This is a genomic window from Martelella alba (assembly GCF_005217455.1).
Taxonomy (GTDB): Bacteria; Pseudomonadota; Gammaproteobacteria; order Enterobacterales; family Enterobacteriaceae; genus Acerihabitans.
Map to the genome: position 1 here is coordinate 85,477 of NZ_SZPQ01000020.1, position 24,959 is coordinate 110,435.

The window sequence follows — 24,959 nt, forward strand, 5'->3', positions numbered from 1 at the left end:
CACAACATTAAAAGGCCCCATTATGCATATCGGTATTGATTTGGGCGGTACAAAAACGGAAGTGATCGCGCTGGATGATGCGGGACAGGAATTGTATCGGCACCGGGTGCCGACCCCGCGCGGCGATTACGACGGTACGCTGGCCGTGATTGGCGATCTTATCGCCAGGGCGGAAACGGCGGTGGGCGAGCGGGGCAGCGTGGGCATCGGCATACCGGGCACGGTTTCTCAAGTCACCGGCAAGATCAAAAACGCCAATTCGACCTGGTTAAACGGCCGTTATTTCAGGGAAGATCTGCAAGGTTTATTGCAGCGGCCTTTTTGTGTGGCCAACGACGCCAACTGCCTGGCGATTTCCGAGGCGACCGACGGCGCGGGCGCCGGGGTGCCCATTGTGTTCGCGGTGATCATCGGTACCGGTTGCGGCGGTGGCCTGGCCATCAATACCCGCGTCCATCAAGGGCATAATGGCATTGCCGGCGAATGGGGGCATAATCCGCTGCCCTGGCCGGATGACATCGAGCAGGTCTATCAGCGCGACGTTCCCTGCTATTGCGGCAAGGTCGGGTGCAACGAAACCTTTATTTCCGGCACTGGCTTCGTCACCGCCTATCGGCGATTAAGCGGGACGGCGCTGAAAGGGGACGAAATCGTCAGTCTGGCCGCACAGGGCGATCCGTTGGCCGAAGAGGCGTTGCGGCAATATGAGCGGCGTTTGGCCAAGGCCCTGGCCAATGTGGTGAATGTCGTCGATCCTGGCGTTATCGTCTTGGGCGGCGGAATGAGCAATGTGAACCGCCTCTATGAGACCTTACCGAAACTGATGCCGGAATGGATATTCGGCCGGGAATTTTCCACGCCAATCCGCAAGGCGCGGCATGGCGATTCCAGCGGTGTGCGCGGCGCGGCCTGGCTACCCAAGCTGATGCTGTAACCGGTCGTCCGCGTATCGCCATGGCCGCTTCGCCCCAACCGCCGCGTTGTCGCCCTCTATCGTCGCAAACCCCGCCGGGCGGCGGCCATGCCCCTGTGACCCGCCCTGACCGTCCCCAGTCGCATCAATCACTCGGTGACCGGGGCGAGCGAGCGTCGCCGACAAAGAGACAACTTGAAGTATAACGAGTATCTGTGGTTTGATATATCGGCAATATTCTCCAAATCAGCAAGACACATTAAGGCGACCCGAATTTTCCAGCGCCCGGACGCGTAATTCCTTACGTTGTCTCTTTGTTGGTTATTTACCCGCTTTTCCGACAACGGTATCGCCCAGGCGCCGCCGCGGTTTAATTCGGTGTATTCAGTGTATATAAAGAAATGCTAATTAAATTTGCGATCACAATGATAATTAAAACTGGATAATAACGTTTGTTTTAAATTTATTCAAAGAAAGACAAAGCGTAAAATCCGTGTCCGTTGAGGGAACGTAATGAAAGGCATACATATTTTCAAGTCCGTCAAATCAAAGATTTATCCCTATTTATATGCCAGGCAAGACCATATACTGTCTAAACAAAACGATATCTTGGGGAAACAGGAAACCCTATTAAACGTTCAAGAAAAGCTTTCAAACCAGTGCGCGGAGTTATTGGAAAAATCAGAAATTGAAAAGAAATCCATCGATAGTCTTTATCAGTCAATCAATATGATTGCATCTGAAACACGGTTTAAGGATAAAATCCGCTGTGTTTTTCTGGTACATAATATCGAGGCGTGGGCGAATCTGCATGCCGTTTATGAAGAAATGCTTAATGATGAAACATTTCAACCCACCGTTATTTCAATACAGCGGCGATACCCTGGTGCCGAGACATATCAGGATGAGGAAAAAAATCATCAGGGATTGGCGCGGCTCAACGTTAAGCACATCAGATTCAATGATGCGGATTCGTTTGCGGATTTGCAGATTCTGAAGGCCATTGCACCGCATGTTATTTTTCGTCAATCCCATTGGGAACCCGATGTGCCACCGGCTTTCCGCACGGAACATATCGGTTTTGCTAAATTATACTATCTGTCTTATGGTATTGCGCCCATCGCTGAACATGCCATGATGTTTTTATCAACATATTATCACAACATGTGCAGTAAAATATTTTTATCCTCGCAAGAGGTTTATGAATTGGTTAAAGATTACAATAAAAGAAATGATCGCCGGTTGGTAGTGACTGGCCACCCCAAAGTCAATTTTCTATTGCATGCCAAACCCAGTTGGCCGATCTCCTCCGGTAACGATTTCAAAGTCATTTGGAGTGCGCATCACTCCATCGGTCGCGGATGGAATGATTTCGGTGTTTTCCCTGATGTCTATGAACCTATGTTGCGCCTGGCGCAAACCCACCAGGACGTGGATTTTCTGTTTAGCCCCCATCCGGCTCTTATTACGACGCTGGCCGCACTGCGGGGGGAGCCAAAAGAGCGGATAGATCTTTTTTTCACCGCGTGGAACGGGTTACCTAATACAGGCATCATCGATAATGGGGAATACCAGGGCGTCTTTAAATCCTCCGATCTGTTGATCGTTGATGGATTAAGTTTTCTTATTGAATACCAATTGGTGAATAAACCGATATTGTTTCTTGATAGAGCGGGTAGAGCGAAGTTTAATGCCTTCGGTAAAATAGTGGAAGCGGGCGTCCATAACCTCAAACCCACTGAGTTTGATAAAATTGCGCAATACATTCAGTATTTTAAGCAAGGAGGCCAGGATGACAAACGGGAAAATCAAAAAAAATTGATTGCGTTATTGACCCGTGAATCCACGCCGGAAAAGAACATCGTGGCGGAAATCAAACGCGATTTTGTGTGCGACTGACCGCGCTTACGCCCCCATGGACGGCCAATAAATCAAAACGCAGGCGGAATTCGTGATAAGGTTCGCAGTCGTTTATTCATCTGCCCAAAGAAAACCAATTTCCGTCCTGCAAAGCTGTGCTGCTGAATGATGTGGCATCGCCGACCACCTTTTATACTCCTTTTTGTTTCATCATATTAACATCTCTCACTGGCAATGCGGGGATGTCTTCCTTCGGCCGCTGAACCATGGCGGCCGGCGTACCCTACATGAGACGGGCATAATGAAAATCAGCAAATTAGAAGTGATGCGCCTGGCGATGCCTTTTACCTCGGACAGAAGCGGCGATCACGACGACAAAGCGGGAGAGGATGCTTATAACGCCGCGTCATTGGCGTTGACCAAAATGGAAACCTTGCTGGTGCGTCTGACCACAGAAGACGGCCTGCAAGGCTGGGGCGAAGGTTTCGGCCATCTGTCCAACCCGGTGACATTCGCCGCGCTAAAGGGGCCGGTGGGCCGTTTTTTCATTGGTAAAACCTTCGACGGGACCCCGGTGGGGCTGGCTTCCCTGATGGACGAGGCGCAGCGCGCCTTCCATGCGTTTGGCCGCAGCGGGCCGATACAGTTCGCGTTGTCGGCGGTGGATATCGCGTTGTGGGATCTGTGCGGTAAACAAGCCGATAAGCCGTTATGGCGGTTACTGGGCGCCGAGCGCCGCGACATTGATCTTTATGCCAGCCTGGTCAGTTACGACAACGACCCCGATCAGGTGGCCGCCCACGCCTTGCGCGCCTATCGAGCCGGTTTTCGCGCCATCAAGTTGCACGAGACCGAATACCCGGCTATCGCGGCCGCCCGGCATAGCCTGCCGGCGGATGCCAGGCTGATGGTGGACGTGAATTGTCCCTGGCGCGTGGAAGAGGCGTGCCGGCAGGCCCGGAATCTGCGGGAGCTTGATTTGGCCTGGCTGGAAGAGCCTGTCTGGCCGCCGGATGATGTGGCCGGCCTGGCGCAGGTACTGGCCTGTGGTACGCCTATCGCCGCCGGGGAGAACGCCCAGGGTCTGGAAGGTTTTCGTCAGCATTTTATTGCCGGCGCCCTGAGCGTCGCGCAACCGAGCGTGGCGAAAGTGGGCGGTATCAGCGCGGCGCTGGCGATTTATCGCCTGGCGCGGCAATACCAGGTAAAGGTGGTGCCCCATTGTTTCTACTATGGCGCGGCCCTGCTGGCCACCGCCCATCTGGTGGCGACTTTGCCGGAGGATGTGGCGCTGGAGGTCCCCTATCTGCAATGGCCCGAGCCTTTGTATCCGGAACTGGATTTCCAGCCGCGCCTGAGGTTGTCCGACGCGCCGGGGCTGGGGTTCGATCCCGCCGATGTGTTGTTGCAACGCTACCGTATCGCCTTTGCCGATTTGTCCATGGAGCGACCCTATGCTGAAAAATAAATATCGCCTGGTGGTGGCATTATTACTGTTTTTCGCCGGCATGCTGAACTACCTTGACCGCTCGGCGCTGTCTGTCATGGCGCCGTTGATAAAAAAAGACTTACATATTGACGATGCGCAAATGGGTTTGCTGTTCAGCGTGTTTTTTGTGGGGTACTGCCTGTTTTGTTTTATCGGCGGCTGGTCCGCCGACCGGTTTGGCCCGCGGCGGGTTTACGCCTGGGCGGCCGGCATCTGGTCGTTTTTTTGCGGCGCCACCGCCATGGCCACAGGTTTTGGTTATTTTATGACGGTGCGTATTTTGTTCGGTATTGGCGAAGGCCCTATGGGAACCACAACCAATAAATCCATCGCCAACTGGTTTCCCCGGCGGGAAGTGGGGCGGGCGGTCGGATTCACCAATGCCGGACAACCGCTCGGCGCCGCCGTCGCCGCGCCGATTGTCGGTCTGGTGGGGCTTCGTTTCGGTTGGCGGGTCTCTTTCGTGGTCATCGCCATTTTGGGTTTTATCTGGTTGGCGGCCTGGCTGCTGTTGTTCCGCGACAAACCCGAACAACATCGTCGGGTGTCCGCCGAGGAAGCGGGCACTATCGTCGCTGATCGTCCGGCCGGCCAGGCAACGCCGGCAGCCGCCGGCGATATGCCGGCGCAGCAAAGGCACGGCGTCTTCTTTTATGTGTTATCCATGCCGGTGCTGGGCGTGGCGGCGGCGTTCTTCTGTTTCAACTATATTCAGTTCTTTTTTCTTTCCTGGCTGCCCAGCTATCTGACGGATTTCCAGCATTTGGACATTAAAAGCATGAGTATCGTCGGTATCCTGCCTTGGCTGGGGGCCACGTTGGGCTTTGTTGGCGGCGGTATGGTTTGCGACGGGATTTTCCGCAAAAGCGGTAATTTTTTACTGTCGCGCAAGCTGGTGATTGTCTGTGGCCTGGCCATCGCGGCAATCTGCGTGTTGCTGACCGCATATGCCGCCAGCCTGGAGACGGCGGTGATGCTGATAACCGTCGCGACGCTGTTCGCTTATATGACGCCGCAGGCCTGCTGGTCCCTGTTGCAGGATATCGTGCCGGCTTCCCGTATCGGTTCGGCAGGCGGCTTTGTGCATTTGCTGGCCAACCTGGCCGGCATTCTCTCGCCGGGCATCACGGGTTTTCTGATTCAGTACGGCGGGGGGTACCGGTCGGCCTTCATTCTGTCGAGCATTCTCGCGGTGGTGGGTATCGCGGCAATGCTGGCCATGGTTCGTCAGCGAAAAGTGGATATCATTCGTTTGCAGACCGCCTGAACGGCCGATACGCCGTCCGCCGCCCCCACCGTGCGGACGGTGTCCCCTTGCGCGACGCAGGGCGCAGAGTTTGGCTTCAAAAACGCAGCATGACTTGCGTGCTAAACACCCAGGCGTCCTTCACGTTTTCCGCGCCGCCAGGGTGCGCCAGCAATTGCACATTGGGCCGCAGCGTGAACCAGGGGGTGATGGCCACATTGTGATTTAATTCCGTGACATATTCCGCCGAGCGTACCGGGGAATAGGCCGGGTTAGTGTCATCCTCAATGCCTTTTCCCTCGTTAAGCAGTCGATACCGCTTTGCGACGCTGCCATTGATATGCATTTTACTGAACCCCAACCCAACGAAATCACGCGGGCGGCTGGCAAAGGGGCCTTTATAGATAGCGCCAATTTGAGACTGGTAATCCATTGTGGCCGTATTACGGTCATTTAAGGACATATGCCAAAATAATGACAAACCGCGCCGCGGGTTATCTTTTACCGCGGTAACCTGCTGGAGCAAATAAAGATAACCTCCATAACCTCCATAACCTCCATAACGGCCATTGTGCATCAGCGCCAGTGATTGCGGCCACCGCGGGCGTACTTACCCAAAATATCCCTATGCAAAAGAGAATCATTTTCATTTAAGTCGGCGCAATGGCCATCAAGTGATATGTAATTAAATATATAACGAAAGAAATTATCCCGATTATCGGTCGGTTATTGGCGGCGGCACGGTGAAATACCGGCCCAGATCAAACTAATGCAGAGGACGAATATTTTTTATGGGGCGTCTCAATTAAAATAACCGGCAGTTGTACATGCCAGGACGTGAAACCATACCGATGCTGAAAACGTCGAACGATACGGAAAATAACGGCCAGTGGCAGGAAGCGATAATCCAGATCTCGCAAAAAATCTTTTTCCTGCGGGACAACGCCGCGATTCTATCCGCCTTACTGCCGCTGCCGATCCCATGCCAGTATATCGATCTCGTGCTTACGCTGCCCCGTAGCCATTTACACTGCGATCGCGACGGTCTGTGCGAAGGACCCGAACCGGACAGCGCGCAAACGCTGCCGGAAAATTGCAGCCGCTGCGCGGTGCCGGTGGTTTCTCCCCGTCGGCGGTTCGGCGATGTGTTTTTCACCCGTACCGACGGTTATCACTACAGTCAGGATGAGCGCTCGTTTTTGCGCCGGCTGGCGCAGTTGCTGGCGCTGGCGCTGGAGAATCTGGACGCCGCGGAGACCTTGCGCCAGGAGAACGAGATACTGCGCCATGAGCGCGATCATCACCGGATCCTGGTGGATGTCACCAATTCCGTGCTCTCTTGCCGGGAGATGGATGCCCTGGCCGCGGAAGTATCCAAAGAGATCCACCGTTTCTTCGGTATTGATTATATTAATCTGGCCTTATGCGAGAACAGCGGCGATAACGCCAGGCTCAATCTCTACATCACCCATTACCGCCCTGGCGAGTCCATGCGGCGGGAGCAGGCCACCCGGCCGCTGGCCGGCAATCGTCTGGCCCAACAGGCGCTGGCCGGCACCGAACCCGTACTGATTGATCTGCGGCGTGAGCCGGGACTGGCCGAAGAAGACGCCCATCTGGCCGATCTCCGGCGGGAGGGGTTGCGCCTGATCTGTTTGTTGCCGTTGATGTTTGGCCATAAGCCGCTCGGTATCCTGAAACTGGCGCAAAGCCGGGACGAGATTTTCAGCGAGGCCAATTTGCGGCTGCTCAGCCAGATTACCGCCCGCATTGCCATCGCCGTGGATAACGCCCGCGCCTATGACGAAATCACCCGTCTGAAGGACAATCTGGAACACGAAAATATCTGGTTGAATGAACAAATCTACAACAACGGCAGTTTTGGTGAAATCGTCTGGCAAAGCGCGGCGATGAACGCCGTGCTCGAACAGGTGCAGATGGTGGCCGACAGCGACAGCACGGTGCTGATCCTGGGCGAGACCGGCACCGGTAAAGAGCTTATCGCCCGGGCCATACACGAGCATAGCGGCCGCAGCGGCAAACGCATGGTTAAAATGAATTGCGCCGCCGTACCATCCGGTTTGTTGGAAAGCGATCTGTTTGGCCATGAAAGGGGCGCGTTCACCGGCGCGACCACCACGCGGCAGGGCCGGTTCGAACTGGCAGAGGGCGGAACGCTGTTTCTCGACGAGGTCGGCGATTTGCCGTTGGAACTGCAACCGAAACTGCTTCGGGTGTTGCAGGAGAGGGAAATCGAACGGCTGGGCGGCAGCCGGGTGATTCCGGTGGACGTTCGGCTGGTCGCCGCCACCAATCGCGATTTGAAGCACATGGTGGCCGACCGGCAGTACCGTAGCGATCTGTATTACCGGCTGAATGTTTTTCCCATCCATATCCCGCCGTTGCGCGAGCGGCCCGAGGATATTCCGCTTCTGGCGAAATTTTTCACACAGAAAATCGCCCGGCGGATGAATCGCACCATCGACAGCATACCCGGCGAAACGCTGCGCCGGCTTTGCCGTCTTCCCTGGCCGGGTAATGTGCGCGAGTTGGAAAATGTGATTGAAAGAGCGGTGATCCTTTCGCGCGGCAGCACGCTCAACCTGCAACTGGATGAATTGCAGCCGGCCGTCTCGCCGGCGGCGTCCCCGGCTCCCGCTTCGGCCCCGTCCCGCGCCTTGACGCGCAAATCAGCGCCGGTGGAGGACGATGAGGTGGAACGTCAGCGTATTATCCAGGCGTTGCGCGAAACCAACGGCATTGTGGCGGGACCGCGCGGGGCGGCCAACAAACTGGGCGTCAAACGCACCACGCTGCTGTCCCGCATGCAGCGGCTGGGAATCTCGCCGCAGGCCTGGTAAAAAACGCTCAGGGCGCCGTTATGCCGCCGTCGCGGCGGGCATAACGGCTTGCCGGTCAGGATTGCGCCGTGTGGGCGGCGTCGTCCACCGCGTCGCGCAGGCGGGCCTTCAAGTGGTTGTATTCGGTCTGTACGTGATTTTCCGCCCAGCGCTGATCGTCGATACGCTCCAATTTGACCGCCGAGTATTTATACTCGGGCGTTTTGGAGATGGGATCGAGATTATCGATGGTCAGTTCGTTGCAGGCCCCTATCCACCATTGGTAAGTCATGTATACCGCGCCGAAATTGATCCGTTCGCTGACCGAGGCCCGCGATATCACTTTGCCCCGGCGGGAGGCCACCCAAACCAGTTGCTGATCCTTGATGCCCAGCCGCTCGGCGTTTTGCGGGTTGATCTGCACATATCCCGGCTCATCGGCCAGAGTGGCCAGCGCGGTGCAGTTGCCGGTCATCGAACGGCAGGAGTAATGGCCCACTTCCCGTACCGTACAGAGAATCAGCGGATATTCATCATCAACCTGATCCAGCGGCGGACGCCATTCGGCGGCGAACAATAAGCCTTTGCCGTTCGGCCGGTCGAATTTATCGCCGGCATACAGCCAGGGAGTGCCCGGGCTGTCCTCATCAAGACAAGGCCATGGCACGTAGCCGAAGCCGGCCATTTTGTCGTAGGTCGCGCCCGCATACAGCGGGCAGAGGCCACGCAGTTCGTCCCAGATTTCCCGGGTATTATTGTAGTGCATGGGATAACCGAGGGCCGTGGCCATCAAACTGATAATCTGCCAGTCGGTCTTGACATTGTATTTCGGTTCGATGGCTTTTTCGAAATGCTGGAATCCACGGTCGGCGGCGGTGTAAACCCCTTCATGTTCGCCCCAGGAGGTGGAGGGTAGAATCACGTCCGCGATGGAGGCGGTTTTGGTCATGAAGATGTCTTGCACGATCAAGAGATCCACCTGGCTCAGCGCCTGGCGCATCACCGACAGATCCGGTTCGGTCTGAAGGGGATCTTCGCCCATGACATAATTGGCGCGGATTTCGCCGCTGAGAATTTTATGCGGCACATCGGTCAGCGTAAATCCCGGTTCGGCCGGCAGGGATGCGACACCCCAGGCCCGGGCGAATTTGGCCCGAATTTCCGGGTCGGTCACTGGTTGGTAGCCTGGGAACATGTTTGGCAACGCGCCCATATCGCACGCGCCCTGGACATTATTCTGACCGCGTACCGGCCCGACCCCGACGTTCGGTTTACCCAGATTGCCGGTCATCAGCGCCAAACCGGAAAGTCCTTTGACCACGTCCACCGCCTGTCCCCACTGCGTCACGCCCATGCCCCAGAGAATGGTGGCGGTGGGCGCCGCGGCATACATGCGCATGGCTTCGCGGATTTGCTGGGCGGGTAGACCGGTGATGCCTTCCACGTATTCAGGGGTGTATTTGGCGACGATGGCTTTGTACTCGTCAAAACCTTCCGTATGACGCGCCACATAGTCGGCGTCATAGAGATTCTCGTTAATCAGGACATTGGCGAAGGCGTTGACTAAAGCCATATTGGAGCCGTTTTTCAGCGGCAGCCACAAATCGGCCAACCGGGCGGTTTCAATGCGCCGCGGGTCGCAGACGATGATCTTGGCCCCTTTCTGTTTGGCCTTAAGAATGCGTCTGGCCACGATGGGGTGGGAGTCGGCGGCGTTGTAGCCGAACACCAGCAGGCACTTGGTGTCTTCGATTTCGCCGATGGAGTTGCTCATGGCGCCGTTGCCCAGCGTGACCTGTAATCCGGACACCGAGGGGCCGTGGCATACCCGGGCGCAATTATCGATGTTGTTGTTGCCTATCACCGCGCGGGCGAATTTTTGCATCACGAAATTGGTTTCGTTGCCGGTACCGCGTGACGAACCGGTTTGCATGATGGCTTTGGGACCGTATTTTTCTTTAATATGCCGCAAACGGGAACTGGCGAATTCGATGGCCTCGTCCCAGGACACGTCTTCCAGCGCTCCCCCCTTCTCGCGGCGGATCATGGGGTTGCGCAGGCGAGGCGTCAACAGGCGGGTATCGTTGAGGAAATCCCAGCCGTAGTAGCCTTTCAGGCAGAGTTGCCCCTGATTGGTCAGGCCATCCGCCGCCTCGGCGCCGACCACGGTATTGTTTTCGACCAGTAAGTTGATTTTGCAGCCTGAGCCGCAGTACGGACATACGGTAAGAGCTTTGTGCATTGTGCCATACCCCTTGTGGAGGATTTGTATTCCTAATCCGGTGGTTAACTGTTATGTGGTCAGGACAGGATAGCGCCGAGACCTTCCAGGGCGGCCCGCTGCCGTTTCTTTTGTTTCATGCCCTCAACCGTTTCATGGGTCATGAGCACCAGTGCTTCGGTGGGACAGGCGTTGACGCAGGCCTGGCCTTCGGCGCGGCCCGCGCAAAGGTCGCATTTATGCGCCTCGGCCTTGATGGCGTATCCCGCCAGCGGATTGCGTTCATCGCTTATCCGCCGGGTAACGATATCCATGACGCCGTAAGGACAGGCGACGGCGCAGGTTTTGCAGCCGATGCATTTTTCCTGTAGGACCTGGACATGATCCCCGGCCTGGATAATCGCCCCATTGGGACAGGCATTGGCGCACGGCGCGTCTTCGCATTGGCGGCATAATACGGGCGTACTGATATTCCACTCTTTGATCACTTTCAGCCGCGGCAAAAAGTTTTCAGGCGTCAGCGCGCCGGGCTGGTTGCCGTTATGTGCCACCACACAAGCAACTTCACAGGTAAAGCAGCCGATACATTTTTGAGGATCAGCGATAACGAACCGGTTCATTGGTTTCTCCTCACGGTTCCGATGGTCGTTGTACTTGCGGCCCGCGGGTTGGCGCGGGGTAATGTCCCTATATAAAGCAGGGTTTATGCCAGTTTGCAATAGTCATTAGAAAAATTTAACTTTATGTTTTTATTATATTTATCTGAGGCGATCCGGCTGGAACGAACAAGGTTTGCGGCTGCCCGGGGTTTTTCGACATAAGTGACGATGTCGCCGCCGGTTCGTCACTGCGCCTATGGCATTCCTGCGTGCCTTGCCGGGCAGGCCATGGGTAAGGTCGTTGTCGTGCGCCGGGTGGACGGATGAGCCGGTACGGCGCTGCTACCGGACCGCCGCAATATCGGTCTCGCCATCGTCAAGCCAGGCCAGCCCGCCATCATTCCGCCACTCCGGTAGACGTTGGTAGACATCCCGCACCGCTCGGACAACCGGGTCGGTCATGGGGAAATAAAACGCCACGACATCCGGCTGGATACCCACGAACCAGACATCGGCGATGTCTTCCTTAAGCTGGTCTATCAAGAAATTGAGCGGCAAATTATGGGTGCTCATAATGAACATCCCGGCGATATCCGCCGGATCGATTAACCGGGTGGCGCCCGGCGTCAGGCCCATATCGGCGGCATCCACCACCACCACCCGGCGGGGGCGCAGGGCGCGGACTTGGTGGACGACGTTTTCCGGCGCTGAACCCCCATTGACGACTTGCCAGCCGGCCACGGGTTGTTGTGTCATCAGTTCGGCCAGCAAAGGGCCGGCGCCGTCGTCCCCCATCATACTGTTGCCCACGGTCAGCACGACACTGACATCGGTCTCGGCGCTATTCATGGTCTGCTTCACTATGCTCATACTTTTCTTACGATAAGGTAGATGGCCGGTTCACGGGCGATTTCACCGAGCAGCGCTATCAGGCGGGCGCTCCATTCATTGAACGGCGCCGGCTGGGTTTCGCACAACGGCGCCAGGGCATGGGCCAGCATATCCGTGTGCGAACTGTCGATGATAATCTCGCCGAAGGTCAGCAGACCGCGCAGTTTACGCCGGGCATCCCCTTCCGGCAGCAGTTCGGTCCATTGACGGTATTGCTCAAGCGGACAACTCAGCTCTTTGTTCAGGCAATCGATCACGCCGACGTGATGGCCGATAGCCAGCGAGTAGTACATGACTTGCTGCGCCTGCTCGGGCACCGCCACTTTGCTGTCGAGGAACTTTTGCCGTAACGACCAGATATAAACGTCAGCCATGGCGAGCTTCGCTTTGCAGGGTGTGCAACAGGCGGCGGACGATTTCCGTCAGCCGCGGATCGTTTTCACCGCGCAGCCATTCTTCCGTCCGCTGCGCCAGTACCGGCGCCGACGCCCCCGACAACAGGGATAACAATCGATCGCTGATTTTCAGCCCCTCGCGGTAACCGGCCAATCGCCGCGCTTCCCGTTCAACCATGACCCGGGTATGCAACGGTACGTCCGGCAACGGCAACAGGGCACGCTCGCCGGGCTGTTCGTGATGGGTTTCGCCCTTGAGCTTTTGATCAAGCAAGCCGAGCGCCACCGCGAAACCATAAAGAGTGGCCGCCGGCGTCGGCGGACAGCCGGGGATCCATACGTCGATGGGCACGATGCTTTCGCTGCCGCTCCAGACGCAATAAAGGTCATGGAAAATGCCGCCGCCGCAGCCGCAGGCGCCGTAGGAAACGCAGATCTTCGGGTCCGGCGCCGATTCATAGGCGCGCAGGGCCGGCACCCGCATGGCCCGGGTTACGGCGCCGGTGAACAGCAGGATATCGGCATGGCGGGGCGAGGCGACCACTTTAATGCCGAACCGTTCGGCATCGAACAACGGGGTGATGGCCGCGAAAATTTCGATTTCACAGCCATTGCACCCGCCGCAGTCGACCCGATAGACATAGGCCGAACGGCGGATATCCTTTAGCAGGGTTTTCTTGAGCGCCAGGGCCTGTTCATCAACAACGACCGGTTGGCTGACATGCTGGCGCAGCGGGATGTCTGAGTGGCTCATGGTCTCTTTTCCCCCTGATTATGCTGCAAATTGAGGTGACGGTTGCGGGTCAGGTTCTGACGGCGTTTGCATTCCGGACAGGTTTCGAATTGCGGGCGCATCGCCTCCACCGCCTGGCTGTCCAGCCCGGATTGCGCCAGCGAGGCCATCGCGTAATCCACGGATTTTTTGGCGGTGAAGGGCTGGCCGCAGACCCGGCAAGCTTGCAGGCTGAAGGTGGCGGCGGTATACAAATCCTCCTTGCGGGCCACCGCCATTTCAAACTCATCCGAAAGCCGGATGGCGCGGGTCGGACAAACTTCCTCGCACCGTCCGCAGAAAATGCAACGGCCCAGAAACAATTGCCAGCGTCGTTCGCCGCTGTCGACATCGGTTTCCATGGTTAAGGCATTGGCCGGGCAAACGCTGGTACAGGCCGCGCAGGCGATGCATTGGCTCGCGTCGTATTGCGGTTTGCCGCGAAATCCCGGACTGACCTCAAGCGGCTTAAACGGATATTTCACCGTCGGCTCGCCGGCTTTCAGGATGGTTTTAAACAGTTTAAACATGGTCCAGCCCTCTACTTAAGCGGCGAACGGACGCGCTCAATACCGTAGCGCTCCAGTTCCTGGTACGGCACGGTCTTGGCTTTGCGGCGATTGACATCAACCAGCGTGACGCGATCGGTGCAGGAATAACAAGGATCGAGGCTGCCGATAATCAACGGGGCGTCGGAGACGGTATTGCCGCGCAACATATAGCGCAAAACCGGCCAGTTGGCGTAGGTGGCCGCCCGGCAACGCCAGCGGAACAGTTTCTGGTTATCTCCCAGCATGCTCCAGTGGATGTCTTCGCCGCGCGGCGCCTCGGTAAAGCCCAGGGCGAACTTGTGCGGCTGATAGGTAAAGCCCTCGGTCAGGATCGGTCCTTCCGGCAGGTTGTCCAGGCCGTATTCGATCATGGCCAGGGAATCCAGCACTTCTTTAATGCGGACCGTCAGGCGGGAATAAACATCGCCGCCGTCCATTGAGAAGAGCGTCTTGGGCAAATTGCCGTAGTTGGCGTAAGGATGATCGAACCGGGTGTCGCGCTTAAAGCCGCTGGCGCGCACCATAGGCCCCACCGGGCTGTAGTCGCGCGCCACCTTCGCGTCCAGCACGCCGATGCCCTGGGTCCGTTGGGCCATATTGGGCGTACTCAACAGCATATCCACCAGTTGCAGGAATTCGCCGCGCATCTCGTTGACCAATTGCAGCGTTTTGACGCGCTGTTCCTTGAGAATATCCCGCCGGATGCCGCCTATGAGGTTCATGCCGTAGGTTTTCCGCGCGCCGGTAAGCAGTTGCGCCATGGTCATGGATTTTTCCCGCACCCGGAAAAATTGCATAAAACCGGTATCGAAACCGACGAAATGGCTGGAAAGGCCGATGTTGAGCAAATGACTGTGCAGGCGTTCCACTTCCAGCAGAATACTGCGAATGGCGTGGGCGCGCGTCGGCACCGTGATACCCAGGGCGTTTTCCACCGACGTGGTATAGGCCACGCTATGGGTAAACCCGCAAATACCGCACACCCGGTCGGACAGGAATGTGACTTCGTTGTAGCCCATACGGGTTTCCGCCAGTTTCTCCATGCCGCGATGCACGTAGAATAGCCGGTAATCCGCATCGACGATTTGCTCGCCGTCGACAAACAGGCGGAAGTGGCCGGGCTCGTCGGAGGTGATATGCAGCGGACCGATGGGCACGACCCGGGTTTCGCCGGCGGCGGCATTTTCAAAAGGGTAGGTTTCGCTCTCGCTGGCGGGCGGCGGACGCAGCCGGTAATCCATGCTGTCTTTGCGCAACGGATACACATCCTGCGGCCAATCATCCGGCAGCACCAGACGGCGTTCATCCGGCAGGCCCACCGGGATAAGTCCGTACATATCGCGGATTTCCCGTTCGCCCCATACCGCCGCCGGTACGCGGGGCGTGACCGAGGGGTATTCAAGGGTTGAGGGGCTTACCAACGCCTTAACGATGACCCAGCATTTCTCGCCCTGTTCCATCGACAGCACATAATAAACGGCATAATCGCCGCACAAGGTACGTTCATCATTGCCGAACAACACCGATAACCAGCCGCCCTGACTGTAATAAAGAAATTCCACCACCTCCGGCAGTGTGTCGGTTTTAACCGTGATGGTGAGTTGGTTGTCGGTCTGCCATTCTTCCGCCAGGATCGCCGTCGGGAATTTTTCATGCACCCGGGCCAGGTAGTCACGGCCAAGTTTATCGGAAAGGGTATCAGTCACTTTACTTCTCCAGACGGGGTATTAAGGGTGTGCGCGGCGTTGCCGGTCCAGGGCCAGTGAAAAGCGGCGCTGTCGCGGTTGAGCACAATGGTCGCGGCATTTTCCAGCAACCGGGTCACCGGTCGGGGAATGGCGGTGCCCATGACCAGCATCAGCACCAGCAGAAGGACCATCGGCGCGGTGGTCAGCCAACCCAATTCGCCTTTAGCCACCGCGGCGGGCTGGGCGCCGAATACCGTCAGCGCCACCATGCGCACCAGACCGCCCAGCACCAGGGTCAGCAACAGCAACAGCACCACCGTCAGCGCGACATGGCCGCTCGCCAAACCGGCGGTAACCGTCATAAATTCGCTGAGGAAAATATTGAACGGCGGCATGCCGCCCAGCGCCAGCGCGCCGCCGCCCAGCAAGACGGCGGTCAGCGGCGCGACCCGCAACATCCCTTTGACCGCGCCCATATCGCGGGTGCCGTATTTCAGCAACACGTTCCCGGAGCCGCAAAACAACAGGGTTTTCGCCAAACTGTGGTTCAAGGTATGCAATAGCGCCGCCAGAATGCCCAACGGCCCGCCGATCCCGACCGCCATAGCGATAAGCCCCATGTTCTCCACGCTGGAATAAGCCAGCAGCCGTTTCATATCGTGCTGCACCAGGATGAAAAACGCCGCCACCGCCACGGACAATAAACCGAAGATGATCAGCAGGCGGCTGGGGAATTGCGGACCGATGGCGCCGCTGACCAGGATGTAATAGCGCAGGATCACGAGCAGCGCGCAATTGAGCAGTACCGCCGATAACAAGGCGCTGGTGGGGCTCGGCGCCTCGCTGTGCGCATCCGGCAGCCAGGCATGCATGGGGAACAGGCCGGTTTTGGTGCCAAAACCGATAAGCACGAACACGAACGCCAGATGCATCAGGGTGGGATCGAGCGATGCGGCGTGTTTCAGCACCTCGGTCCAGAAGATGGCCTGGCCGGCGTCGGGCATGACATTCGCCGCATTGGCGTAAACCAGTACGGTGCCGTACAAACCGAAGGCGACGCCGACGGTACAAATGATGATGTATTTCCAGGCGGCTTCCAACGATGAGCGCTGACCGTACAGGCCCACCAGGAAGGCCGAACTGAGCGTGGTGGCTTCCACCGCCGCCCACATCAGGATCAGGTTGTTGCTGCTGACCACCAAGAGCATGGTGAACAAAAACAGGTGGAAGAAACCGTAATAACGGCATAAGACGGGAAGTGATATTTCGCCCTCGTCCACTTCATGGCGCATATACCCCATGGAGTACAACCCGGTAACGAAACCAATGATCCCCAAAATGGCCAGGAACAGCGCGCCGAGACTGTCCAGATACAGCCATTGGCGCGCCGCCAGGATCTGGCCTTCCGCCGCCACCCGCGCCACCACCGTCAGGGCTTCGGCCAGCAGCGCCACGATACCCAGGGTATGCAGCGTGGTCACGGCGCCGCGCGCCGCGGCGCCAAACAGTTCGCAGGCGAACGACAGCAGGGCAAAGACCAGCGGCGTCGCCAGTAATAACAACAGTAAAGCGGTATCGCTCATCTCATTACCCCTTCAGCGCCGTTAATTGGGAAACATCCAGCGTCTTGAGCGTGCGATGGATTTTACGCGCCATCAGCGCCATGATAATCACCGCGAAAATGGCGTCGGTGGCGATGCCGATTTCCACCAGTTCCGGCGCCCGGTTGGCCAGTAACGCCAAAGTCAGGTGCGCGCCGTTTTCCATCAGGCAGTAGCCGAACACCTGTTTGAGAATGTTGCGCTGACTGACGATGCACAGCAGGCCGAGCAAAAAGTGTCCAAGGGATACCGCCAGGGCCGGTTTCAGCGGCGCCGCCAGCGGCAACGCCACCGGCGCCACCACAAACCAGCACAGCACCACGATAATCGCCGCCGCCAGCATCAGCAAAGGCGGGCTCAACAGCCCGCCGTCCGCGGCGGGGTCCGCGAGTTTGCGAAAAGCCCGCGCCATAATCAGCGGCACCAGGATAACCTTGGTCACCAAGGCGCTGAGCGACCAGAGCATCAGTTGGCGCGCGTGCAGGGTCTCGGCCAGGGTAAAGAAAATCAACACCAGCACCAGCGATTGCAGGGCATAAAGACAACTGGACGCCATGGGGCGTTTGGCGCCGATCACCAGCAGCGACGTTAACATCATCAGCCCCGCCAAATTATTGACAATTAGAGATCCGGTCATAGTCTTGTTCCTTATCCAAGCCAGGCGACGGCGATAAAGCTGGAGCACAGCGACATCACTATCAATACCCCCAGCACAATGCTCATGGCCGGCGGCACCGGCGCGGCGCCAGCCACGTCGTCGCTGGGTTTGCCGGGCACCACTTTGCCGAACCAGTACAGCAGCCAGACGAAGCTCGCGACCGATTCCATCAGCACCAGAATCATGATGGGCGTCAGTAACCAGAATTGGCGCGACAGGGCAAAGCCGGCGGCGAAAATGGGGAATTTGCTGAAAAAGCCGTTAAACGGCGGCACGCCGGTAATGGCCAGCGCCGCCACGCAAAAGCCGACGCCCGCCAACGGCATTTTCCCCAGCACGCCGCGCAACCGCGGCAATAGCCGGGTGCCGCAGCTGTAGCTGAGGGTGCCCGCCACCAGGAAAAACAGGCTTTTGGCGAAGGCGTGGTTGAAGATATAGGCGATGCCCCCTTCGAAAGCTTCCTTCGAGCCGAATATGGCCAGCGACAGGGCGAGAAAGATATACGCCAACTGGGTAATGGTGGACCAGGCCAGCAACCGTTTCATGTCCTGTTGCGGCAGATACATCATAAAACCGTAAATCATGGTGATGACCGCCATAATCATGCCGATCCAGCCGATGATGTGCGGAACATTGCCGGCGGACAGGATGGCGCGGGCGAAAATGTAAACGCCGACTTTCACCATGGACGCCGCGTGCAGATAGGCGCTGACCGGCGTCGGCGCTTCCATGGCGTCGGGCAGCCAGGCCTGTAGCGGCAATTGCGCCGATTTCCCCCAGGCGGCGAACAAAATCCCGCCGAATACCACCAGCGCGGCCGGTCCTTGCATTTGGCCAAGGGCGCTCAGTGCGAACGTCCCGGTATGTAAAAACAATGTCGCCGCGGCCAGATACAGGCCAATGGCGGCCACATGGGTAATCAGCAGCGCCTTCATGGCCGAGCGCAGAGACTTGGGCGTCTGGTAGTAACCGATCAGGGCCCAGGAGCAGCCGCCGGTGATTTCGAAAAACAGCAATTGGCCGAGCAGGGTGGACGACAATACCAGTCCGGCCATGGCGCCGATGAATACCAATAGAAAGGCGTAGTACCGGTTGGTGCCTTCATGGGGATGTTCGCGGTTGCCGGCGGTGAGATAACCGGTGGAATACAAACTGACCAGCAAACCCAGAAACACCACCGCGAACCCGATAAGGGTGCTGACCCTATCCACGGTTATCCCGATGAGTTCGGCATGACCGTAGCTCAGTAGCGGGAAGACGGCGTCCGTCTTGCCGTGGGCATAAAACGTCCAGGCCAGCGATAAGGTACCGATCGTGGCCAGCAGCGCGAAAAAGGTGCAAATCCATTTTGCCATCCGTCTTGGCAGGCATGCCGCGAGCAGCGCGCCGACGAACGGGACCAGAACGGTCGCAAGGGCTATAGTCTCCATATGAATTTCCTGGCTCCTCAAAGACCGGTAAGGTAAAAGACGAAAGACAGCGCCGCGACGCCGAACCCCAGCCAAGTCACCCGCGGTATCAGTAAGAAGCGTCCGCGGGCCAGGCTGTTTTCCAGCAAAGAGGCCAGCACGAACACCGCCAGCAGCTTGATGACCGCGACGACCAGCGCGAAGAGCAACGCGGGCGCGGTCAGGACGGCCGCCTTACCGAAGGGGACGAACACCGTCAGGAAAAGCTCCGCCACCGCGACCTGCTTTAAGCCGAGTCCCCATTTCACCAGCGCCAGGCCGGAACCGCCGTATTCGGTCAGCGGCCCTTCCTGCAGCTCTTGTTCCGCTTCCGCCACATCAAACGGGATCTTGCCCATTTCCATAAAGGCGGCATAGCCGCAGGCCAATAGGGCCAAAAAGGTGGCGGTGGGCGATGTCCAGCCGCCGGAGAGCGTGGCGCTTATGGTGCCGATGTTGGTGGAACCGGTGATGAGCGCCACCACCAGCAATGCCAGGATAAGCGTCGGCTCCACCAGGATCCCCAATGTCAGTTCCCGGCTGGCGCCGATGCCGGCAAAGGTGCTGCCGGTATCCAGTCCGGCCAGCGAGAAGAAAAAGCGAAACAGCGCGAACAAATACAATAGGGTAATCAAGTCGCCGGCCGCGCCGAACGGCGAAAGGGCGGTGAAAACCGGCAGGGCCATGCCCACCAGTAACATAGTGGCCAGCAAAACATAGGGCATCAGGCGAAATACGGGGCCGGCCTGTTCCGGCGCCACCGACTGCCGCCTGAACAGTTTGGCGATGTCCCGGTAATCCTGCCAGATGCCCGGTCCGCGCCGTGAGTGCATCACCGCGCGGATCTGCCGGGAGATTCCGGTCAGTAGCGGGGTGACCGCCAGCAGCAGCAATGCCTGTATCAGGGCAAACAGTCCCCAGGGCAGCGTCGGCATAGGTTGTGTCAACATGGTCTTTCTCCTTAGACGGCGGCGGCGAGCAACAGGATGACCAGGGCGGCGACCACATACAGGCAGTAGATGCGAAAGTCGCCTCCCTGCAACGCCTGAATTCGTCCGCCCGCCCGTTGAGTCAACCGTACCAGCGGGGTGATGATGCAATCATCCCAAAACGGTTCGGTCCGCCCGGCGCCCCGTACGGCGACGTCCAGAGCGCGCTTGAGCGCCGGCGACGGATCAAGCTGGCGGCGCAGCCGATACAATCCGGCGAACATGACCCGTAAGGGCTGGGTAAAACTGCCTGCCGACATGGCCATCGTCCCTTGCCAATCGTAGCCGCAGGCCCAAGGGTCGCCGCCGCGCCGATAGCCCGGCTGGCCGCGTTTGGCGGCCTGATAAATCGCCAGCGGAATCAGCGGCAGCGCCAGCAAGAGAATGAAAATCATCAAGGGGGAGAGTATCGCCTGGCCGGCCTGTTGCGGAATCAGCACGGCGCCGTGCGCCACGGCGACATCATGGGCGTGGGCCAGTCCGGCGGCGACCGTGGCCAGCACCGGCGCGATCCAGGACGCGCCGATCCCGAGCAATACGCACAATAGCGCCAGGATCGACATGGCGATGATCATCGGCCGGGGCACTTCCCCGGCCCGGGCGGCTTTTTCGCTGCGCGCGGCGCCGCAGAAACTGATGCCGTAGACCTTAACGAAGCACATTGCCGCCAGCGCGCCGGTCAGCGCCAGCATCACAATGGCCACGGGTCCGGCGAGCCGCAGGATAAAACCGTTTTGATGGCTCATGGCGAACAGGGATTGATAGGTATACCACTCGCTGATAAAGCCGTTGAGCGGCGGCAGGGCGGAAATCGCCATACAGCCGATAATGAACGCCAGGGCGGTGTACGGCATCAGCCGGCCCAGCCCGCCCATTTTTTCCATATCGCGGGTGTGGGTTTGCCAAATAACGGCGCCGGCGCCGAGAAACAGCAGGCCCTTAAAGACCGCATGATTGAGCAGATGGTAGAGCGCGCCCAGCAGACCCAGCGCGGCCAGCACCGGATGGCCGGCGGCGATGCCTATCATGCCGACGCCGACGCCCATCAGGATGATGCCGATATTTTCCACCGTATGCCAGGCCAGCAGCCGCTTGATATCATGCTCCGCCAAGGCGTAGAGAACGCCCAGTACCGAGGAGACCGCGCCGAACGCCAGCACCACCACGCCCCACCACAGCTCGCTGGCGCCCAGCAGTTCGATCCCGACTTTAATGATCCCGAAAATACCGATTTTCACCATCACGCCGGACATCAGCGCCGAGGCATGAGACGGCGCGGCGGGGTGGGCGCGGGGCAGCCAGCTGTGCAGCGGCAACATGCCCGCCTTGGCGCCGAAACCAAAAAACGCCAGCAGGAAAACGATTGACGCGCTGGCCGGCGACAGCGTCAAAGCGCGGAATGAGGCGAACTCCAGACTGCCGCTTTGGCGGTAAAGCAGGAAGAAAGCAATCATGATGAGCACCGAGCCGGCATGGGCGATAAAGAAGTACAGCAGACCGGCGTTGATGGATTCCTCATCCTGATCGGCGATAACCAAAAACCAGGACGCCAGCGACATCATCTCGAAGAACACGATGAACCAGAAGGCGTTATCCACCGTCACCAGTATGGCCATGGAGGCGATAAACACATTCATGAAAAATCCCATGGCCGCCGCCCCCCGGCCCAGATATTCACGGACATAGGCCAGGGAATAGAGCGCGCACAGCACCACCAGCAGCGAGATGACCAAAAGCATGAAAGCCGCCAGGCCGTCAAGGCGCAGACTGAATGAAGCGAAGGGGAACGGGCCGGCCATGCTATAGCTCAAGGTTCGGCCGCTGAGCAAGACCGGCGCCGCGCTCAAGAGCCCCAGGCAGCCGCCGGCCATGGCCGACAGACCGGCGACCCAAATCGCCAGATTTTCCCGCCGCGCCAGCAGCAGAGACAGGATACCGCCCGCCAGATACAGCCCAAGCGAGCCGCCCAGTAATTGAAATGCGTCCATGTTTACTCCTGTTTCGGCAGGGTGGGGGATGGGGTATCCAGACCCGAGGACAGCCAGCGCGCCGCGTAGCGACGGCGCGCCCGGCCGGTTTGTTCCACCGCGTCCTCTTCCACCAGTACCAGCGCATCGGTGGGACAGGTCCGAACGCAAACCGGCCCGTCCGGCAGGAATGCGCACAGATCGCATTTCACCGCCACGCTGCGCACGCCGGGATTCCAGGCCAGGAACGGATGCGTTTTCGGCGGACTTTCCGGCACATCGGCCAACTGCTCGGCGGGGATGTAATGCCGATAAGTAGCAGGCAGATTCACCGGCTTGCTGCCGGCCGGCGTTATGGCGCCGAACGGACAGGCCAATGCGCAGAGTTTGCAGCCGATACACAGGCTTTCATTCAAGATGATCGAATCCGGCCCCTGGGTAATGGCGTTGACCGGGCATACCCTGGCGCAAGGCGCGTCTTCGCATTGGCGACAAAGCATGGGCGCGGTTTGCCCGTCGGTCTTGGTAACGGATAATCGGGGATGCGATTGCAGACCCTCGGCCTTGTGCACCTCGGTGCAGGCGGCCATGCAGGTATTACATCCAATGCAAAGTTGTGGTTCCGCGATAACGAAGCGGTTCATAACCTTCTCCTCCGGGAGAAACGGATGCCTCTCAGGCTGCGTGATAACGTGTTTGAATATGCTGGCGCTGCAAGCATTTTCCATGCCAGTAATAGGGATATTGCCAAACAGCCCGGCAGGCCAGGCTTGCCGGCTTTTTCCCTTGCCGGCGGGTCGTGACGGCGGGCATGGGAGTCGTCATAAGTGACGAAATTCGCGGGCGCGGTTTCGTCGTCATTTATGACGACGCCGTTGGGCGCCCCCGCGGAAAGCCCGGGGACGGCGGCGGCGTTATCCGCTCAATAGCCTGATTTTACTTGAGAACCCCGTCGCTGGGAGTGGTCGCGGTCCCTCAGGCGCAACCCCGTTCCGATGGGACGGCAACTGGCACCCGTCTTGCATGGAGACGGCGATGGCGGGAGGGTAAAACGAGGCAATCGATGCATGAATTGACGCTGGCGCAAAACACGCTGGAAATTCTAGAACAGCAGGCGCGCAAAAGCGGCGCGCGGCGCGTGACCGGCGTGTGGTTGTCCATTGGCGCCTTTGCCTGCGTGGAAGCGGAGTCGCTGCGGTTTTGTTTCGATATGGTCTGCCGCGGCACCCTGGCGCAGGATTGCCGGCTTTATCTTGAACAGCAGACGGCCGGGGCCTGGTGTCCCCACTGTCGACGGCAAGTGACGCTGCCCCCCGTCCCGATTCCAGTGTGTCCGTTTTGCGGTGCCGATCGTTTGCAAACCGAGGCTCAGGATCGAATCCAGATCAAACGGATGGAAGTGGCCTGACGCTATACTACCCCGGGGCGTAACCGGCCCAAGTCCCGCATCCGGGCGTTCCGCCCGAGGCGCCGCCGCCGGTCGCGCCATCCCGGTCTCTGTCAGAGGGAGAATTGTCATGTGCAGTACCTGCGGCTGCGGCGAAGGCGAACGCCGAATAGAGGGCGATCTTGTCGTCGAAAGTCATCATCAGCAAAACGTCCCGATTCATGACCACGAACATGAACACGGCCACGAACATGAACACGGCCACGAACATGCCCATGAGCGCAACCATGAACACGGTCCCGAACACGACCACGGGCATGGCTACGACCACGACCACGAACATGCTCATGAACACGGCCACGAACATGCTCATGAACACGGCCACGAACATGCTCATGAACACGGCCACGAATATGGCCATGAACACGGCCACGAATATGATCACGGCCACGGGCATGTCCATGATCACCGGCACAGCGATATCGGGTATGTCCATAAACCGGATCACCCCGGCCGGCCTGCCCAATACGGCGTTTTTCGCCGTTTCGGCCCGCTGGATGATGCGGACTCGCGCAAACCGGACGCCGCCCCCGTGCAGATCATCCATCACCACCATTATCATGCCGAAGTGCATCATCATTATTATTACTCTGCGCCGGAAAATCGCGGTTTTACGCCGCGGGCGGATATCAGCGGTGATTTGGACTACGGCCATGGCGAGGCGGGCGGGCATGCTCCCGGCCTGAGCCAGCGCCGCATGGTGGAAATCGAGATGGATGTGCTGGATAAGAATAACCGGCTGGCGGTTCGTAACCGTGAGTATTTTCAGTCTCGCCACATACTGGCGCTTAATCTGGTTTCCAGCCCCGGTTCCGGTAAAACCACCTTGCTCGGCGAAACGTTGGCGCGGTTGAAGGAGACTCTGCCCTGCGCGGTCATCGAAGGCGATCAGCAAACCGCCAACGACGCGCAACGGATCCGCGCCACCGGCGTGCCGGCCATACAGGTAAATACCGGCAAGGGCTGCCACCTGGACGCGCAGATGGTACACGACGCCGCCGTTCGGCTGGCGCCGGCGGATAACGGCCTGCTGTTTATCGAGAATGTCGGTAATTTGGTGTGTCCGGCCGGCTTCGATCTGGGCGAGCACGGCAAGGTCGTCGTGCTCTCGGTAACCGAAGGCGAGGATAAGCCAATGAAATATCCTCATATGTTCGCCGCCGCCAGTCTAATGATCCTCAACAAAATCGATTTGCTGCCCTGGGTCGCTTTCGATGTCGACGCCTGTATCGACTATGCCCGCCGGGTCAATCCGGACATCGCGGTACTGAAGGTCTCAGCAACCACTGGCGAGGGGATGGACGCCTGGCTGAACTGGTTGCAGGAACAGCGGCGGCGGTAAAGTCACGTCGGCCAAACGGACCGGGCGAGCGGCGCCGACCGC

At 58.5% G+C, this 24,959-nt stretch carries 22 protein-coding genes; 7 read left to right on the forward strand and 15 right to left on the reverse strand.

The window, feature by feature from the left end:
- Nucleotides 1-22: 22 nt before the first annotated feature.
- From mak to FCN80_RS14675, 4 genes are all read left to right on the forward strand, one after another.
- Complete coding sequence (mak, locus tag FCN80_RS14660) at nucleotides 23-934, forward strand: fructokinase (RefSeq protein ID WP_136990917.1); 912 nt, start codon at nucleotides 23-25, stop codon at nucleotides 932-934.
- Between the two features lie 492 nt (nucleotides 935-1,426).
- The gene (locus FCN80_RS14665; RefSeq protein ID WP_136990918.1) at nucleotides 1,427-2,812 is read left to right on the forward strand and encodes a hypothetical protein; all 1,386 of its coding nucleotides are present in this window, start codon (nucleotides 1,427-1,429) and stop codon (nucleotides 2,810-2,812) included.
- 262 nt (nucleotides 2,813-3,074) lie between these two features.
- Nucleotides 3,075-4,241: a mandelate racemase/muconate lactonizing enzyme family protein gene (locus FCN80_RS14670; RefSeq protein ID WP_136990919.1), complete on the forward strand. Its 1,167-nt coding sequence runs from the start codon at nucleotides 3,075-3,077 to the stop codon at nucleotides 4,239-4,241.
- Nucleotides 4,228-5,529 carry an MFS transporter gene (locus FCN80_RS14675; RefSeq protein ID WP_136990920.1) on the forward strand — a complete coding sequence of 434 codons (1,302 nt, stop codon included), beginning with the start codon at nucleotides 4,228-4,230 and terminating at the stop codon, nucleotides 5,527-5,529. Before FCN80_RS14670 ends, FCN80_RS14675 begins: the two co-directional genes overlap by 14 nt.
- A gap of 76 nt (nucleotides 5,530-5,605) precedes the next feature.
- On the opposite strand, the gene FCN80_RS14680 is transcribed toward FCN80_RS14675, so the two are convergent.
- Nucleotides 5,606-6,085 carry a carbohydrate porin gene (locus FCN80_RS14680; RefSeq protein WP_136990921.1) on the reverse strand — a complete coding sequence of 160 codons (480 nt, stop codon included), beginning with the start codon at nucleotides 6,083-6,085 and terminating at the stop codon, nucleotides 5,606-5,608.
- Nucleotides 6,086-6,335: 250 nt separating this feature from the next.
- Between FCN80_RS14680 and FCN80_RS14685 the strand changes: the two genes are divergently transcribed.
- Nucleotides 6,336-8,369, forward strand: coding sequence for a sigma 54-interacting transcriptional regulator (locus FCN80_RS14685; protein WP_136990922.1), 2,034 nt, complete (start codon nucleotides 6,336-6,338; stop codon nucleotides 8,367-8,369).
- 55 nt (nucleotides 8,370-8,424) lie between these two features.
- On the opposite strand, the gene fdhF is transcribed toward FCN80_RS14685, so the two are convergent.
- The 13 genes from fdhF to FCN80_RS14750 all read right to left on the reverse strand — a co-directional run bounded on the left by fdhF (nucleotide 8,425) and on the right by FCN80_RS14750 (nucleotide 22,772).
- A complete protein-coding gene (fdhF, locus tag FCN80_RS14690; RefSeq protein ID WP_136990923.1) occupies nucleotides 8,425-10,590 on the reverse strand; it encodes a formate dehydrogenase subunit alpha in 2,166 nt (721 codons plus the stop codon).
- A gap of 59 nt (nucleotides 10,591-10,649) precedes the next feature.
- A complete protein-coding gene (locus tag FCN80_RS14695; protein WP_136990924.1) occupies nucleotides 10,650-11,189 on the reverse strand; it encodes a 4Fe-4S dicluster domain-containing protein in 540 nt (179 codons plus the stop codon).
- A 321-nt stretch (nucleotides 11,190-11,510) separates the two neighbouring features.
- Entirely contained in the window at nucleotides 11,511-12,038 is a 528-nt protein-coding gene (gene hycI, locus FCN80_RS14700) for a hydrogenase maturation peptidase HycI (RefSeq protein ID WP_230492681.1), read from the reverse strand.
- Nucleotides 12,035-12,433 (reverse strand): formate hydrogenlyase maturation HycH family protein, encoded by a 399-nt coding sequence (locus FCN80_RS14705; RefSeq protein WP_136990925.1) that lies wholly within the window; start codon nucleotides 12,431-12,433, stop codon nucleotides 12,035-12,037. The genes hycI and FCN80_RS14705 overlap by 4 nt, the downstream gene beginning before the upstream one ends.
- Nucleotides 12,426-13,208 (reverse strand): NADH-quinone oxidoreductase subunit B family protein, encoded by a 783-nt coding sequence (locus FCN80_RS14710; protein WP_136990926.1) that lies wholly within the window; start codon nucleotides 13,206-13,208, stop codon nucleotides 12,426-12,428. The genes FCN80_RS14705 and FCN80_RS14710 overlap by 8 nt, the downstream gene beginning before the upstream one ends.
- Nucleotides 13,205-13,756, reverse strand: a complete 552-nt coding sequence (gene hyfH, locus FCN80_RS14715) for a hydrogenase 4 subunit H (RefSeq protein ID WP_136990927.1) — start codon at nucleotides 13,754-13,756, stop codon at nucleotides 13,205-13,207. Before hyfH ends, FCN80_RS14710 begins: the two co-directional genes overlap by 4 nt.
- 11 nt (nucleotides 13,757-13,767) lie before the next feature.
- Nucleotides 13,768-15,483, reverse strand: coding sequence for a hydrogenase large subunit (locus tag FCN80_RS14720; protein ID WP_136990928.1), 1,716 nt, complete (start codon nucleotides 15,481-15,483; stop codon nucleotides 13,768-13,770).
- Nucleotides 15,480-17,048, reverse strand: a complete 1,569-nt coding sequence (locus FCN80_RS14725) for a hydrogenase 4 subunit F (protein WP_136990929.1) — start codon at nucleotides 17,046-17,048, stop codon at nucleotides 15,480-15,482. Before FCN80_RS14725 ends, FCN80_RS14720 begins: the two co-directional genes overlap by 4 nt.
- 4 nt (nucleotides 17,049-17,052) lie before the next feature.
- Nucleotides 17,053-17,703: a hydrogenase 4 membrane subunit gene (gene hyfE / locus FCN80_RS14730; protein ID WP_136990930.1), complete on the reverse strand. Its 651-nt coding sequence runs from the start codon at nucleotides 17,701-17,703 to the stop codon at nucleotides 17,053-17,055.
- 11 nt (nucleotides 17,704-17,714) lie between these two features.
- Nucleotides 17,715-19,154 carry a hydrogenase 4 subunit D gene (locus FCN80_RS14735; protein WP_136990931.1) on the reverse strand — a complete coding sequence of 480 codons (1,440 nt, stop codon included), beginning with the start codon at nucleotides 19,152-19,154 and terminating at the stop codon, nucleotides 17,715-17,717.
- Between the two features lie 17 nt (nucleotides 19,155-19,171).
- Complete coding sequence (locus FCN80_RS14740) at nucleotides 19,172-20,122, reverse strand: respiratory chain complex I subunit 1 family protein (RefSeq protein ID WP_136990932.1); 951 nt, start codon at nucleotides 20,120-20,122, stop codon at nucleotides 19,172-19,174.
- An 11-nt stretch (nucleotides 20,123-20,133) separates the two neighbouring features.
- Nucleotides 20,134-22,149: a hydrogenase 4 subunit B gene (gene hyfB / locus FCN80_RS14745; protein WP_136990933.1), complete on the reverse strand. Its 2,016-nt coding sequence runs from the start codon at nucleotides 22,147-22,149 to the stop codon at nucleotides 20,134-20,136.
- 2 nt (nucleotides 22,150-22,151) lie between these two features.
- Nucleotides 22,152-22,772: a 4Fe-4S dicluster domain-containing protein gene (locus FCN80_RS14750; protein ID WP_136990934.1), complete on the reverse strand. Its 621-nt coding sequence runs from the start codon at nucleotides 22,770-22,772 to the stop codon at nucleotides 22,152-22,154.
- 419 nt (nucleotides 22,773-23,191) lie between these two features.
- Here FCN80_RS14750 and hypA point away from each other — a divergent pair, with 419 nt between their 5' ends.
- Nucleotides 23,192-23,536, forward strand: a complete 345-nt coding sequence (gene hypA / locus FCN80_RS14755) for a hydrogenase maturation nickel metallochaperone HypA (protein ID WP_136990935.1) — start codon at nucleotides 23,192-23,194, stop codon at nucleotides 23,534-23,536.
- A gap of 7 nt (nucleotides 23,537-23,543) precedes the next feature.
- Here the strand turns inward: hypA and FCN80_RS26845 are convergent, their stop codons facing one another.
- Complete coding sequence (locus FCN80_RS26845; protein WP_230492688.1) at nucleotides 23,544-24,122, reverse strand: hypothetical protein; 579 nt, start codon at nucleotides 24,120-24,122, stop codon at nucleotides 23,544-23,546.
- Between FCN80_RS26845 and hypB the strand changes: the two genes are divergently transcribed.
- On the forward strand, nucleotides 24,108-24,917 hold the full coding sequence (gene hypB / locus FCN80_RS14760) for a hydrogenase nickel incorporation protein HypB (RefSeq protein ID WP_306767883.1): 810 nt from the start codon (nucleotides 24,108-24,110) through the stop codon (nucleotides 24,915-24,917). The two genes, FCN80_RS26845 and hypB, sit on opposite strands and share 15 nt — an antisense overlap.
- The last annotated feature ends 42 nt before the right edge of the window (nucleotides 24,918-24,959 follow it).

Bases quoted from the DNA above. Each gene is read 5' to 3' on its own strand.
- FCN80_RS14750 (WP_136990934.1), bottom strand. From the start codon at position 22,772: ATGAACCGCTTCGTTATCGCGGAACCACAACTTTGCATTGGATGTAAT.
- hyfE (WP_136990930.1), bottom strand. From the start codon at position 17,703: ATGACCGGATCTCTAATTGTCAATAATTTGGCGGGGCTGATGATGTTA.
- hycI (WP_230492681.1), bottom strand. From the start codon at position 12,038: ATGAGCATAGTGAAGCAGACCATGAATAGCGCCGAGACCGATGTCAGT.
- FCN80_RS14685 (WP_136990922.1), top strand. From the start codon at position 6,336: ATGCCAGGACGTGAAACCATACCGATGCTGAAAACGTCGAACGATACG.
- FCN80_RS14695 (WP_136990924.1), bottom strand. From the start codon at position 11,189: ATGAACCGGTTCGTTATCGCTGATCCTCAAAAATGTATCGGCTGCTTT.
- hypA (WP_136990935.1), top strand. From the start codon at position 23,192: ATGCATGAATTGACGCTGGCGCAAAACACGCTGGAAATTCTAGAACAG.
- FCN80_RS14705 (WP_136990925.1), bottom strand. From the start codon at position 12,433: ATGGCTGACGTTTATATCTGGTCGTTACGGCAAAAGTTCCTCGACAGC.
- FCN80_RS14725 (WP_136990929.1), bottom strand. From the start codon at position 17,048: ATGAGCGATACCGCTTTACTGTTGTTATTACTGGCGACGCCGCTGGTC.
- FCN80_RS14735 (WP_136990931.1), bottom strand. From the start codon at position 19,154: ATGGAGACTATAGCCCTTGCGACCGTTCTGGTCCCGTTCGTCGGCGCG.
- FCN80_RS14670 (WP_136990919.1), top strand. From the start codon at position 3,075: ATGAAAATCAGCAAATTAGAAGTGATGCGCCTGGCGATGCCTTTTACC.
- mak (WP_136990917.1), top strand. From the start codon at position 23: ATGCATATCGGTATTGATTTGGGCGGTACAAAAACGGAAGTGATCGCG.
- FCN80_RS14680 (WP_136990921.1), bottom strand. From the start codon at position 6,085: ATGCACAATGGCCGTTATGGAGGTTATGGAGGTTATGGAGGTTATCTT.
- fdhF (WP_136990923.1), bottom strand. From the start codon at position 10,590: ATGCACAAAGCTCTTACCGTATGTCCGTACTGCGGCTCAGGCTGCAAA.
- FCN80_RS14675 (WP_136990920.1), top strand. From the start codon at position 4,228: ATGCTGAAAAATAAATATCGCCTGGTGGTGGCATTATTACTGTTTTTC.
- hyfH (WP_136990927.1), bottom strand. From the start codon at position 13,756: ATGTTTAAACTGTTTAAAACCATCCTGAAAGCCGGCGAGCCGACGGTG.
- FCN80_RS14665 (WP_136990918.1), top strand. From the start codon at position 1,427: ATGAAAGGCATACATATTTTCAAGTCCGTCAAATCAAAGATTTATCCC.
- hyfB (WP_136990933.1), bottom strand. From the start codon at position 22,149: ATGGACGCATTTCAATTACTGGGCGGCTCGCTTGGGCTGTATCTGGCG.
- FCN80_RS14710 (WP_136990926.1), bottom strand. From the start codon at position 13,208: ATGAGCCACTCAGACATCCCGCTGCGCCAGCATGTCAGCCAACCGGTC.
- FCN80_RS26845 (WP_230492688.1), bottom strand. From the start codon at position 24,122: ATGGATGATCTGCACGGGGGCGGCGTCCGGTTTGCGCGAGTCCGCATC.
- FCN80_RS14740 (WP_136990932.1), bottom strand. From the start codon at position 20,122: ATGTTGACACAACCTATGCCGACGCTGCCCTGGGGACTGTTTGCCCTG.